Below are 13,269 nucleotides of genomic sequence, written 5' to 3'. Positions count from 1 at the left end.
TAATATATCAATCAGTAACTCAATTTATATGATTATCTAAATTATGTATGTACGCGGAGGGAGACACACCAAATTTCTTTTTAAACACTCTACTGAAATATAGCGGATTGGTATAACCAACACTAATAGCAATATCGTGAATGGGAAAATTGCTTACTTTAAGTAAGTCACTCGCTCTTTCCATACGATAATTAATAAGATAGTCGATTGGACGAAATCCAGTATGTTTATGAAAGAAGTAGGAAAAACGCTTGGGACTCATTGCATGCAGCTCCGCCAATTCGTCGAGTGTCAACGGATTCATATAATACCGGTGTATGTATGCAATAGCCTCCTCTATCACCCTTTCACTTGGTGAACTGCCACTCTCTCGATGCTTACACCCCATCAAAACTTGATGCATGACACTTAAAAATAACTCCTTAACACGAAGCTTTCCAATACCTCTAAGTGTATTGGCATTCTGATGAAGCATGATAAGTAATTCTAGCACTCTCGGATTTGCTCCCGCTTCCAGTTTGAAATGAGCGTCGCATTCATGACCTCCATATACTTCGTCTAACTTGTCAAATCTATAAAACAGTAAATAGTACTCGTACTCTGATTGACTTAAAACTTGCGCGTCCAGTTGCATACCTGGAGCCACATGAATTACTGCGCCTGGATGTAATTCATAGACAGTTCCATTCACACTCATTCTAGCCTCTCCACGAATTACAAAAAGAAATCCATGCCGGACAGCCTTAAATTCACTTAGTATACTTTTCGGCTGGATGACTAAACGGTGAACACCTTCTATATCATAGAAACCTCTAGCAAATATTTCGGCTAATTTATCCAAATCTATCATGATAGTACACCTGCTCCCTATCCAAACATTGTACATGAAGACTATAGTTAATAATGATTCTCATTATTAACTATAGTCTAGCAAGGTTTGCAACAAATGCAAATACACAAATTACAAATGCTATATGCATGATTATCAAATTCAGGTTCACTGAATGATGATTGAGCCGATATTGTAAGAGCCTTGTAAATTTCCACATACAATTTCCAGTGTTTAATTTCTTCATCACATTGAATCTCGATTTAGTCAAAATCGTGAGTCCTTATATAACACCTATTAATTCCTTACATATCATCTCTATTTCTTGTGAAAAGGATTTTACTCGAAAGGCTTCTGAATATACTTTGTTCTCAGATAAAGCTTCTACTTGCTGTAACTTTTCTTCATAGGTTTGTACAAAATGATCCAGTGTTGGACTTTTCAATTTCAGGGCATTAGCAATCCCTTGAATGATTTTCACACGATAGTAATCCTCTTTTGGCATTCTAGGAATATCCCATTCCCCATCATGATTTTTAAAAATCCTTCTAAGAGGAACTGCAGAAAAATCAAAGTACCGTCCTTCTTGATTTGGTATAGAAAATGGGTCAATTAATAAGGATGCATAGCGAATATAGAGCAGATACTCTTGAAGTATGGACTCAAGTTTGTTAAAATCCTCTATTTCTTGTCTGGCTATACTTTCTGGCTGTAATGGATAATTATCATCTACCATAAATTTCAATAGAGATTTAGAGGTTGAATATTGAAGTGTTTTACAATCGCCATCATTTCTTTCCAATAATTTAATAAATGACGAATCATAGTATAAGTAATAGGACCTTCAGGATAAAGCTTATACACATACTTTGTTATTTTCTTTTCGTCAAATATTGCTTTTAATGAAAAATCATTCATAAATAAGGGCGGGTGCACGTATAAAGAAATATTTCTTGTTTCTGCCTCAAGAGGAGATGCTACTTTTTTCAGATGAACCCCTAAATAATCAAACAATTCAGATAATATATCTAATCTATCCGATTTTGAGTAAGTTGAACCAATATAAACTGTTTTCTTTACTCCTGTCGTCAATACTTCATTTGATGGAATTTCGCTTAACCATCTAGTATCTCCATAATATGTTGAAAAACTAATTACCTCAGCCTGGGGAGATACATTCTTTAGGAAATTAGTTATTAAATGACTAGAGCCAAATGTAGGCGAAATTAATATAAAGCAGCTAGCCTCCTCCAACACTTTGGTATCGATTTGTGCTAATACTGATAAATAAGAATCTGTAGTAACACTAAGTACAACGGTATCCAATTTTCCATATATTGTATGATAACCTTTAAAAAATGCATCAATAGTACATGTTCCTGCAACAGACTGATGTTGTATATTTTGTATATATACCTTAAGTGCAAGTTGATGCTGAACGATAGTGTCAAAAAAAATTTTGGAACGTAAAGATTCTCGACCAGCAAACAATAGCTACTTTACCATTATAATAATTCTTGAAATTCACAGCTAATTGAATTACCGTGGGCCCTGTTCCTAACAGTAAAACCTTATTAAAATGTCTATTTTTTGATTTAAAAATCCCCTTCATCATCGGCGAGGCTGCGAGCACGATTCTACCGGGCTGTTCAAAGTTACCAATAGCTGCAATGGGATCTTTCAAGACATCTAAACCTTCTAGCATTGCCATACAGCTTGCGTAAAAGCATTTCATGTCAATACAAAAAATGTCTTTGTGCGGCAAATTGTCGTAATTCATATCACCTCACGCTTTCGATGTGTAACGGGCATTAATGCTAGAACATTGTTAATAATAAACGTACGTTTTGCCTGCCTCGTAAAGCAAAATGCTGTAAAAGAATCACCAACAATCTTTATGATTTTCACACGCCTTTTCGTAATGACACCAGACTTAGCTACATAAATCATGTTAACTACTTGTTGACGCTGCATTACTTTTATTAACTGTTCTTTCATCCTCGCTGCTCCTTTTTTACTAACTCTGTTATATACAGTGAGCACAACAGAGCCGTTCTTTAAATGAACAAAGGTTCGTATTCATATTATACGCACGTATGTTCCTAATCAGAAGAGGGAATTTCAGCTAATTTTTAAGGAGGGCAATAAAGTGGGCGTTTGTGTAAGACTAAAATAGCTTTGTACATATTCTGTGCTTAAGATATGTATTGAAAATTAATTAGAAAGGATGTAATTATTAGCTCGAATATTGACTATACTTCGTCATCAACCGAGTTCACTTCAGATGTAAATGACAATACTCTTTTCAAAAAAGATGATCGAAATTTTATTAATATTCTAGGTGTAGAACAACTAAATACGTTAGAAAATATATCTTTGCTTGATATTTTTCTAAGTAGAAATAAGGTGATAGAGCCTCACTATCATCAAAATGCAGCAGAACTTATTTATTGTATTTCTGGTGCTGCCATTGTTTCTATATTTAATCCTTTTACAAAAGAGTTTAAAAACTATCCTATCGAGCCTGGCCAAGTTGCCAATGTACCACAAGGATGGTGGCATTATGAAATAGCTACTGAGAATGACACGCATTTATTGACTATTTTTGATGCTCCAACTCCTGATGTTATTTTAGGTTCAGATATTTTGAAATTTACACCTTCCAATGTTATGGCTCACACTTATTGTTTAGATGAAAATCAGTGGAAGAAAACAATCGCGCCTATTGTACCATCAACATATATCGGTCCACCTAAAGACTGTAACCGTGTAAAATCAACCTCTGAAAAGCAAAAAGATCAAAAGGAGCAAAAAGATCCCCATCATAAACATAAAAATAAGTACAGACCTTCACAATTTATGAACCCATATCCGCCATATCACTATCCAAATATGAATCCATATATGAATCCTTATGGCTCATATTATTAAGCAATAGTGTATGACTCATAAGCGCTACACCTTTTATGGCATAAAAATAAATAAAAAGGAAAATCTAATTTTAAGTCATAGCTTCGTTATTACTAAAAGAGGTGTAGAAAATGGAATTATTTCCAGTGATCCATACGAATTTTTGGGACGCTATAATAGCCGTTCCAGCTGTGTTACTTATTACACAACTCATTAAGGTGTTTATGCATGTTCAGCCTAAATATGTTCCCGCGATTGCCCTTGCTATCGGCTTGATTATTTCTATTTTCATTAGCCATAGACATAATCTTATTGCAGGAATATTTATGGGCTTTTTTTATGGTTACGCAGCTATCGGAAACTTTGCCGCATTAAAAACAACTATTAATAGCTATAAAAGCAAGAAGTTAAAAGAATAACACTTTCAGCTTATCTACAAATAATGCGTAACAATAAACAAAGGTTGATTTTCACTCCGAGTTGGCGCTTTCCGCGGGCTTGACTTCAATCTCCTCGTCACTGCGTTCCTGCGGGGCTTTCAGCGCAAGCTCATCCCGCAGGAGTCGCCACTCTCCGTGAAAAATCAACAGCTCCTCATCTTTATTATGAATAGATAAGCTATAGCCAAAACAGTATTATAATTTTGATTAAAACACCAAAAATCCCATATCATCAAATTACTATACAGCTTTATGCAATCAGGAGTAGCGTTTGTCTACAATCTAATAGGAATAAACTTATTAATTTAGGATGACATTTGTTTAAACACATGCCGTGTATATAAGTTGATTGGAGTGGAGACTGGGCGACTCCTTGGGGATTAGCGATAGAGGAACGAAGGCTAAAAGCATCACATCATGTGATAACGCCTTCGTGACCAACATCGTGTTGGCCCGAGACCCTGCAGCGTAGCGGATGTTTTCTGTGCGAAAGCGTAGTGTGAACGTAGCGGCAGCACCAAATGTTTTCTGTAGCGAAAGCGAAGCGGCAGCTACAAATGTTTTGACTGTGCGAAAGCGTAGCGACAGCAACACCAAAAGCGGCTCATCGGACGCCCCCAGGAAGCTTTGCTCTGTGCGAAAGCGAAGCGGCAGCAACAAATGTTTTTACTGTGCGAAAGCGAAGCGGCAGCAACAAATGTTTTTACTGTGCGAAAGCGAAGCGGCAGCAACAAAGCGCCCAGTCGGAACAGAAATCAACCTCACGTTATGATCGCTAACCCCTTTTATTGTAAAAAGTGATTAGAATTTCATTTATTAACACATCCTAATCTCAAATAAATGAACGAGAACATGAGTTAGGAAGTGTCACTATGGAATTGGTAAATGGAAATCTAGTATCACTACGCTATAGGGAAATTTTTAAGATATGGACACAGATCGGCGTTAATAATGGCTATATAGCTTCAAATCATGCATTTTTCAAGCATGCTGTTGATAAAAAATTGAAGGCTATTATCGTGGATTTTGTGCAATCTTTAAAAGAGGAAAATAAACATCTGACAGTGTTATTAAAGGAAAACGGGGTACTTGCTCCTACTACTTCAATCGACTACAGACAGTTGAAAATGGGCAATATTCGAGGAAAAAAAGCCATTAATGATACAGAAATTAGCGCCATTTTATCGATGAATATAGCTTCTTCACTTATTTCAGTTAGCCAGGCTTTAGAAATATCCGTTAAGAAGAAGCATACTGCAAAATATGGAGAACTTCATATAAGGTATGCCATACTTGGTGCAAAGCTAGTGCGACTCAGTAATGACAAAGGCTGGCTACTAGCTCCTACTACAATTTAATAAAAGCTCTCGTTTTGTTGAAACGAGAGCTTTTATTGTTGCTTCGCTTTTTCACAGACAAACCTCATGCTAAAGTTTTGTTTAATCACTATAAATTAGAGTGATATGCTAGAAAGCACAGGCTCTGTGAAGAGGTTGATTGGAGTGGAGACTGGGCGACTCCTTGGGGATAGCGTCACAGATGAGACCCTGGAGCCTAGCGTAGCGGCTCATCGGACGCCCCCAGGAAAGCGCCCAGGCGGAACGGAAATCAACCCCTCATTTTGCCGAAGATTATACCTTATTTAATATGATATCTTAACTTTCAGCCTCTTTTTTCCTCATTATCTCCTTCTCACAAACAACAGCTTGTACCACTGATTCACAAGGAACGGTAGCACAGACAAACTATAAATAAAGCCTAATTGTGCGGTGCTTAATGTAGCAACCTCAAACACACTTGTAAGCATTGGAATAAACAATACTGCGTGTAAGCTTAAAAAACCGATTAAGAATGCAAGCCAAGTGTATTTATTCGAAAATAGTCCAATGGCGAAGATCGATTCTTTAGCTCGGGAGTTGAAGCCATGCACTAATCGTGACAAGCATAATGTCGTAAATGCCATAGTGCTCGCCGTTAGAGTATCTCCCGTTGACAAGCCGATTTCAAAGGCAATAGTTGTAGAAATGGCGATTAGTAATCCTTCGAGTACCACTTGAGTAGTAAATGCTTTGTTTAATAATGGTGTATGAATATTTCGGGGCTTGTCCTTCATTGTTTTTTTATTATTCGGCTCTAGACCGATTGCAATCGCCGGTAAACTATCCGTTAGTAAGTTAATAAATAATAGATGCACAGCCGCAAAAGGAACTGGTAAACCTAATATTGTTGCATATAAAACAACAAAAATGGCACCTGCATTCCCAGATAATAAGAACAAAATAGCGTTTTTAATATTCGTATAGATACTCCTACCGTTTGCAATAGCCTTAACAATCGTTGAAAAATTATCATCTGTTAGTATCATAGAAGAGGCATCCTTAGCGACCTCAGTGCCGGTAACGCCCATTGCCACACCAATGTCGGCCTGTTTTAGGGCAGGGCCATCATTAACACCATCTCCTGTCATGGCGACGACATGTCCTTTTTCCTGCCACGCTTTAACGATACGAATTTTTTGAGCTGGTGTTACTCGGGCATAAACAGAAAAATCATTAACCTTTTCTTGAAGCTGCTGATCTGTTAGACCTTCTATTTCATGCCCTTCAATCGCTTCAGAGGGCTCATTTAAAATCCCGATTTGATTGGCGATAGCGGTTGCCGTAATTTTATGATCCCCTGTAATCATCACCGGTTTAATACCAGCCTTTATACACTTTTCAACCGCACCTTTAGATTCTTTTCTTGGCGGATCCATCATCGCGACTAAACCAACAAATATTAAATCTTTTTCAGCTCTTGCATCAATTGCTTGATTTTCCTTTACCTCTTTGTAGGCGACTGCTAGCACCCTTAACCCATTCATAGAAAAATCACGATTTACCGCTTCGATTTTTTGACGTTGTTGTTTTGTAATAGTAACTATACCATTTGAAGTTTTTATTTTTATAATTTTAGGGAGAAGGACGTCTAATGCTCCTTTTGTAATCATGATAGATTGCTGATTGATATTATTTACAGTACTCATGAGCTTTCTATCTGAATCAAAAGGGATTTCGGTCACCCTTGGATAATGATCTCTTATCTGGATTTCGTCAAAACCATATTGCTTCCCTAGTTTTACAAGTGCAATCTCAGTAGGATCACCGAATTCCTTATCGTCCCTTCCTACAGCATCATTACATAATATTGCCTTTAACATAAGATCTTTCTCAACTGCATTTCCAGTGTGTAGCTGATCATGTGGAATAACTTTTTCATCCACATATACCTCTTGTACAACCATTTTATTTTCAGTTAATGTTCCTGTTTTATCTGAACAAATGACAGATACACTTCCAAGACTTTCAACAGCATAAAGCTTTCGAATAATGGCATTTTCCTTTGCCATTTTTTGTGTTCCAAAAGCTAGCACAATGGTAACAATGGAGCTTAGTGCTTCTGGAATTGCTGCGACGGCAAGTGAAACAGCAAACATAAACGATTCTACTAGCGCACGCCCTCTAACAAGGTCAATCACGAAAATGGCTAAACAGATTAACGTAATCCCTAAAGCTAATTTTTCTCCGAAATGATCTAAACTTACTTGTAAAGGTGTTTTCTTTTCTTTCGCAGTATCGAGTAAATTTGCAATTTTGCCGATTTCCGTTTGCATCCCGATAGCTGTAACCATGACAATACCTCGACCTGTTGTCACAAAACTTCCAGAATACACCATATTCCTTTTATCAGCAACCGTTACATTACCTTCCTTAATAGGATCGATACTTTTCGCTACAGCGATTGATTCACCTGTCAGCGAGCTTTCATTGATATGCAAATTATGATTTTCTAATAATCTCCCATCTGCATTTATATAATCGCCGGCCTCCAAATACAGAAGATCCCCAACGACTATATCTTCTGAAGAAATCTCTATGAGTTGATTATTTCGCATTACTTTGGCAATCGGAGAGGTTAAGGCTTTTAAATTATCCAAAGACTGTTCTGCCTTGATATGCTGTACAGTACCTAGGATAGCGTTCAATATAACGACAACCATAATCACAATCGTGCTTCCTACTTCCCCTAATAGAAATGAAACGAAAGCAGCGATGATTAAAATAATGACTAATAAATCTTTAAACTGCCCAAAGAAAACGGCGAATGCACTTGTTTTTTTTCCTTCCTTTAATACATTATAGCCGTACACTTCTTGCCTCTTTTGAACGTCATAATCACTCAATCCTTGATCTGTCACGTTCAAATTTTTCATAACTTCAGCTGATGATTGTTGATGATAGTCTGACATTCGATTCCCCCTCCAATTGAAATTATTAAGTAACTCACAGCAGCTATCCTATCCCGAATTCCTTCTCACTGACTGGATTCAGGAGAAAATACTGTTATTAGTTAATACGTTAGATTCCCAACAGTAGACCCCTTTGAATTATCTATCTTAGGCAGAGAGAAACTTATATATCCTAAAAATAGTATTGAATCATCAGACTCTCTATCTACTCGAGCCCCTAAAATACTTTAACTACAACAATCTATTCCTTGCCCTATTCCAGTATGATAATAATCGATATAGAAATTAAATATTTGTTTGATAGGTAAACATATAAAATGGATTCTGTATTATATTTATGTAAATTCATCAATTTTCGAGCAGCAGTACTCGTACTACTAAGAAATTAAGAATCTTTATTACATGAAAAGTTGAAGGGCAAAGAACAAACGAAAATCGCTGATAAAAGAGCTAGAATCACTGATAAAGGCCTCGAACATCGCTGATAAAACCTTTGCGTTAAAGCGCTCGAGAGAATGAAGTGACCTCGAGGATATAATGTCTTAGCTTAGAGAAAACTCTGCCCTTGATTATCCACACTTAAAACTCTACAATTTCCTTATCGAGTAGGAGGTGCCTTGCACTTGGCTAACACTACTTCTATCTTTGTGGCTGACTGGTACCAATTAGATTACGTCCATGCTAGGCGTACAATAAAAAAAACAGCTTGCGATTACAAACTGTTTTCTCTAGATATTATTAATATAATTTTTTTAGAAGACGCATTTTGATTCTCTAATTATTTCACGTACAGAAAGCGTTTTTGAGTTACACATCTTACAATACAACTTTACATAAAAATTAAGAGTTTAATTAAAACAATTGAAGAAACGTGAATACATTTTAATCGAGTTGTTCTAAAAATATTTGAATTTCATGTGCCATAGGTTCAGCTTTTTCATGATGAATGTAGTGCTTAGTGTTTTCATAAACTACTTGCTTCGTATTTGTAGATAACCCCAATAATTCTGTTTGTGTTTGTGACCAATTTTTATAGCCATTATTTGTTGCACTAAACAAAAGTAATGGAATATCTCCTATGGTCCCATTTTGTAATATTATTTCTCCATTAGAGCTCATCTCTTGTATTTCGTTCTCCATTGTAGAATTGTTCATATTTTTTATGGCCATGAATTCTTTTATATTTTGTAAGTCCTTTGGTAAATTATCAATATCAATGAAAACCTTATCTAGGACTCCTGTTTTAGATATTGCATTAATTAGTCCTATTTCACCGATACTCTTTATCGTATTCCAACTAATTTTTTTAGTGAATGTATATTTGTCCTTTAATTTACTATATAGAGGATAGAAATCAGCATAAGGAGAAGTCGTTCCACTTCCAGGTAGCAATATGATTCTGGAATTACTCTTTGATGATTCACCCGTTTTATAAACATGAATATTATGTTGATTGATTTCTACCATCTCTCCAGGTATTGGGTAATTACTCATGTTATTCATCTCCATTTTATACGTATTCCTTGTTACAAGCAGCAGTATTGCGATGATGAACAAAATAATAAAAATGTGTTTTTTTCGCACAATCTAACACCTCCTTAGTTCCATTACGCCCGTACCCGATTGGCTATCCAAATTACCAATTGGTTCATCAGCTAATAATAACTTTGGCAAATTAATCAGCGCTCTAGCAATAACTACGCGCTGTATTAATTCAGCTAGAAGGAAATTTAAATAAAATTTCTTTTTAAAAAATTAGTTCTTAAGGGATATCATTTGATAAATTACATAGGGGAAAACACTTCAAGAAATGTAGAGCATGGGGTGTTCATAATTATTAACTATTTTTACTTAAAAAAGCTAAGAGAAGTCTATCACTTCTATTAGTTAGTAAAATTATTTATCATGAATCAAAATATACAAAGGGCATTTGAATATAATTACTCAAAATGGGCCCTTTGTATATTTCTGGATTGTCAAATTAACGATAGTATCTAACTCCTCTTTAAATTATGGACAATCCCAATTAACCTTATATCATTTAGCTTTTTTATTCGATACTAATAAATAATCGAGTGCACTCATTCTAGTAAGCTTATGAGTAAATTTTATAGCATCTGCTTGAGAGTCGAACAGAAAGTTTTCGAGTTCGTCTGTTGGTATATATTGATCAGCGATTTTTCGTTTCAATTTTCGTACAGATAAAGTGTGTGAATCCTCTTCATATAAAATAATAGCACCCACATTTCGGTAAAGCGTCTGGTCAATCGTTGCGAACACTTTCACATTTGATTCTTTAAATTCCGTTAAATCTATCAGCATGTATTTACCAACCTCCTCTAAACTTACATTCTATCTCTCTATATAATTGTCCTTCTTTTACAGTAGTATTTTCTGGATATTTAAACCAAAAAATTCACTCTAAAAGTTCGTTACCATAACGTGGTTGATTTCCGTTTTGACTGGGCGCTTTCCCGGGGGCGTCCACAACATGATGTTGGTCACGAAGGCGTTATCACAGGACGTGATAGTTTTAGCCTTTGTTCCTCTTTATTGCTGACCCCAAGGATTATCGCCAAGCCTCCACTCCAATCAACTTTTCACATGATATACGTTTTCGCAAATTGCTTTATGATAGGCCAAATTTCATCGGAAATTCCTGCTATTACTTTAATGTGATTTCTGTTCCGACTAAGCGCTTTCCAGGGGCGTTCGATTTCGATGAGCCACTCTAACTACAAATTGTTGTGAGCCGATTTCAGCCCTAGCTCAGCCTCATGTGAAACTGGCGCTCTTTTTAGAGAGAAAATAGCACAGCCTAGCGCACATAAAACTAAAATAACACCGAAGCTAGATAAATGCATAGCAGATCCTGTAACAGTAAACATAGCCCCACCAACAGCTGAACCTATGGATATACCGATTTGTAATGCAGCCGTATTTAAACTTTGTTGAATATCAGATGTTTTTGGATCAGTCTGTATTAAATAATTTTGTAATGGCGGTGTAAGAGCCCAGCTAAGTGCACCCCATAAAATTGTTACGACTAAAAAGAGTGGTAACGCAACAATCGTGTAAGGAATACTAAATAATACAACGGCGAAGGTAGATACAATCAATAGAATGGCTTTACCAGTACCAATTTTGTCAGCTAGCCAACCACCGAGAGCATTCCCACTGACAGACGCTATTCCGAAGATTAGATAACAGATACTAATCCATGAGGCACTCATATCAAATGCTTCTACTAAAAATGGTGTTAAATATGCGTAAAGCATATAATGACCAGCAAGCATAAATAGTGTTGTTAATTGTGCACTTAAGATTTTTAAATTGGCTAATGATTTAATTTGAGCCTTTAATGGAACAACTTCTGCAACAGGCATTTTTTCAAGCAGTAACGCAATAAGAATCATAGATACAGTTGAAAGAAGTGCTATTCCTAAGAACACAGCTCGCCATCCAAATGCTTCAGCTACAAATATCCCCATTGGGACACCGATGACAAGTGCAGAACTAACACCTACGAAAACAAGCCCTAAAGCTTTTGCACGATGTTTTGGTTCAACAATTTTTGTTGTAATCGTTAAGGATAAAACGATGACCAATGCAGTACTCATCGCTGTGAAAATTCTAGCAATCATGACGATCGAGAATGTCGTACTAAAATACGTCATCAGATTACCTAAAGTAAAAATAAATAAAGAAATAAGATAAAGGCGCTTCCTTTCCACTTTTGCGGTTAATGATAAAAGGACAGGAGCAGATATTGCATAGACAAGAGCAAATATTGTAATTAATTGTCCCGCAGTTGCTAAGGACACATTTAAATCCTCTGCAATTGTTGGTAATATACCACCTACAATTAATTCCACCAATCCTACTGCAAAAGTAGTAACGGCAAGAATATATACTCTCCAATTCATAATAATCACCCTTCTGTTACACTTTCATTTTTGTAGAGAGGTATCAATTATGCCTCGGCATAATTGCGTCCGGAATCGGGTTGTGCTTGCACAAAGCCGATTCTGTGACGTCTGCCGAAGGCTTTAACTTCTTTCAGCGGATGTTTTTTGTACGCGACAGGTACAGATGTTTGGACATCGCTGAAAAGTGACTTAAAACCGCATTCATCTTACCATTTATAAAGGTGGGAGACTTTTGCTGAAAGAAGTTAAAAGAAAAAAATCCTGACTACAAAAATAAAGCAAAATTTTTGTAGTCAGGATTTTATGGTTCCTGGTAGAGACCCTCAATCCATATCATTGAGGTTATACAGATCAAATATTTACGTTAGCTATATTAGCATATTGAATTTTGCATGACAACATTTATTTCATAAAATCGGTTTACTATACCTTTCAATCATTGAAATACAAACGCTTACCGAATAAAAAATCATTTCAAAAGAGAGAAATTTTAGATTTTACTTATATTTTTTTAAGTTTGACCATACATACTAATATAACAGAATATTGCGAGGTGATTGTTTGCGTATAGTAGGTTTAGTATGCTATTTTTTATTGTTGTTTTATGGTGTAGAACCAGTAATAGAAGAGCTCTCAATCGATAAACAAGCAATCATTTCTCCAAGTCTCAGCAAACAGCAAATCCCCATAAGAGAAACAGTTGAAAATTCAACAGTTTGTGTCTATTACCCCACTTATAAAGTTTGTCAAGCGTTATCAGCCAACTAAAAAAGTGGAAAAAGAGGCAACACAAGCGGAGGGCACTGAAAAACTTACGTTTTCATAAAAGCGAACCTTTCTCAGATAAAAATAAGGCACTTCTTGTTCGATTTT

The 13,269-nt window shown here is 36.0% G+C and carries 9 protein-coding genes, 2 pseudogenes and 1 riboswitch; of the genes and pseudogenes, 3 read left to right on the top strand and 8 right to left on the bottom strand.

Annotated elements, in window-relative coordinates:
• Positions 1-19 precede the first annotated feature (19 nt).
• The 3 genes and pseudogenes from C7Y47_RS14865 to C7Y47_RS14855 all read right to left on the bottom strand — a co-directional run bounded on the left by C7Y47_RS14865 (position 20) and on the right by C7Y47_RS14855 (position 2,827).
• Positions 20-850 carry an AraC family transcriptional regulator gene (locus tag C7Y47_RS14865; RefSeq protein WP_142509490.1) on the bottom strand — a complete coding sequence of 277 codons (831 nt, stop codon included), beginning with the start codon at positions 848-850 and terminating at the stop codon, positions 20-22.
• A gap of 262 nt (positions 851-1,112) precedes the next feature.
• A pseudogene (locus C7Y47_RS14860) lies at positions 1,113-2,609 on the bottom strand (opine metallophore biosynthesis dehydrogenase).
• On the bottom strand, positions 2,606-2,827 hold the full coding sequence (locus C7Y47_RS14855) for a transcriptional regulator (protein WP_142509489.1): 222 nt from the start codon (positions 2,825-2,827) through the stop codon (positions 2,606-2,608). The pseudogene C7Y47_RS14860 and the gene C7Y47_RS14855 overlap by 4 nt, the downstream one beginning before the upstream one ends.
• A gap of 237 nt (positions 2,828-3,064) precedes the next feature.
• Between C7Y47_RS14855 and C7Y47_RS14850 the strand changes: the two genes are divergently transcribed.
• The 3 genes from C7Y47_RS14850 to C7Y47_RS14840 all read left to right on the top strand — a co-directional run bounded on the left by C7Y47_RS14850 (position 3,065) and on the right by C7Y47_RS14840 (position 5,537).
• The gene (locus C7Y47_RS14850; RefSeq protein WP_142509488.1) at positions 3,065-3,760 is read left to right on the top strand and encodes a cupin domain-containing protein; all 696 of its coding nucleotides are present in this window, start codon (positions 3,065-3,067) and stop codon (positions 3,758-3,760) included.
• A 110-nt stretch (positions 3,761-3,870) separates the two neighbouring features.
• On the top strand, positions 3,871-4,158 hold the full coding sequence (locus C7Y47_RS14845) for a hypothetical protein (protein ID WP_142509487.1): 288 nt from the start codon (positions 3,871-3,873) through the stop codon (positions 4,156-4,158).
• 893 nt (positions 4,159-5,051) lie between these two features.
• Positions 5,052-5,537, top strand: coding sequence for a DUF3231 family protein (locus tag C7Y47_RS14840; RefSeq protein ID WP_142509486.1), 486 nt, complete (start codon positions 5,052-5,054; stop codon positions 5,535-5,537).
• A gap of 323 nt (positions 5,538-5,860) precedes the next feature.
• Here the strand turns inward: C7Y47_RS14840 and C7Y47_RS14835 are convergent, their stop codons facing one another.
• From C7Y47_RS14835 to C7Y47_RS14820, 5 genes and pseudogenes are all read right to left on the bottom strand, one after another.
• Complete coding sequence (locus C7Y47_RS14835) at positions 5,861-8,467, bottom strand: cation-translocating P-type ATPase (protein ID WP_142509485.1); 2,607 nt, start codon at positions 8,465-8,467, stop codon at positions 5,861-5,863.
• Between the two features lie 882 nt (positions 8,468-9,349).
• A complete protein-coding gene (locus C7Y47_RS14830; RefSeq protein ID WP_142509484.1) occupies positions 9,350-10,051 on the bottom strand; it encodes a hypothetical protein in 702 nt (233 codons plus the stop codon).
• Positions 10,052-10,066: 15 nt separating this feature from the next.
• Positions 10,067-10,174 (bottom strand): annotated as a pseudogene (locus tag C7Y47_RS25695) (bacitracin ABC transporter ATP-binding protein); the annotation flags it as partial.
• Positions 10,175-10,504: 330 nt separating this feature from the next.
• Positions 10,505-10,789: a hypothetical protein gene (locus C7Y47_RS14825; RefSeq protein WP_142509483.1), complete on the bottom strand. Its 285-nt coding sequence runs from the start codon at positions 10,787-10,789 to the stop codon at positions 10,505-10,507.
• Between the two features lie 413 nt (positions 10,790-11,202).
• Positions 11,203-12,393 carry an MFS transporter gene (locus C7Y47_RS14820; protein ID WP_142509482.1) on the bottom strand — a complete coding sequence of 397 codons (1,191 nt, stop codon included), beginning with the start codon at positions 12,391-12,393 and terminating at the stop codon, positions 11,203-11,205.
• Positions 12,394-12,666: 273 nt separating this feature from the next.
• A riboswitch (purine riboswitch) is annotated at positions 12,667-12,766 on the bottom strand.
• Positions 12,767-13,269: the final 503 nt, after the last annotated feature.

Source organism: Lysinibacillus sphaericus (assembly GCF_006864135.1).
Lineage (GTDB): Bacteria > Bacillota > Bacilli > Bacillales_A > Planococcaceae > Lysinibacillus.
Note: the sequence above shows the minus strand (reverse complement) of the source record. Positions and strands in the feature narration are given on the sequence as shown.

Coding starts and splice junctions, on each gene's coding strand:
- C7Y47_RS14865 (WP_142509490.1), bottom strand. CDS start 850: ATGATAGATTTGGATAAATTAGCCGAAATATTTGCTAGAGGTTTCTAT.
- C7Y47_RS14855 (WP_142509489.1), bottom strand. CDS start 2,827: ATGAAAGAACAGTTAATAAAAGTAATGCAGCGTCAACAAGTAGTTAAC.
- C7Y47_RS14845 (WP_142509487.1), top strand. CDS start 3,871: ATGGAATTATTTCCAGTGATCCATACGAATTTTTGGGACGCTATAATA.
- C7Y47_RS14840 (WP_142509486.1), top strand. CDS start 5,052: ATGGAATTGGTAAATGGAAATCTAGTATCACTACGCTATAGGGAAATT.
- C7Y47_RS14835 (WP_142509485.1), bottom strand. CDS start 8,467: ATGTCAGACTATCATCAACAATCATCAGCTGAAGTTATGAAAAATTTG.
- C7Y47_RS14825 (WP_142509483.1), bottom strand. CDS start 10,789: ATGCTGATAGATTTAACGGAATTTAAAGAATCAAATGTGAAAGTGTTC.
- C7Y47_RS14820 (WP_142509482.1), bottom strand. CDS start 12,393: ATGAATTGGAGAGTATATATTCTTGCCGTTACTACTTTTGCAGTAGGA.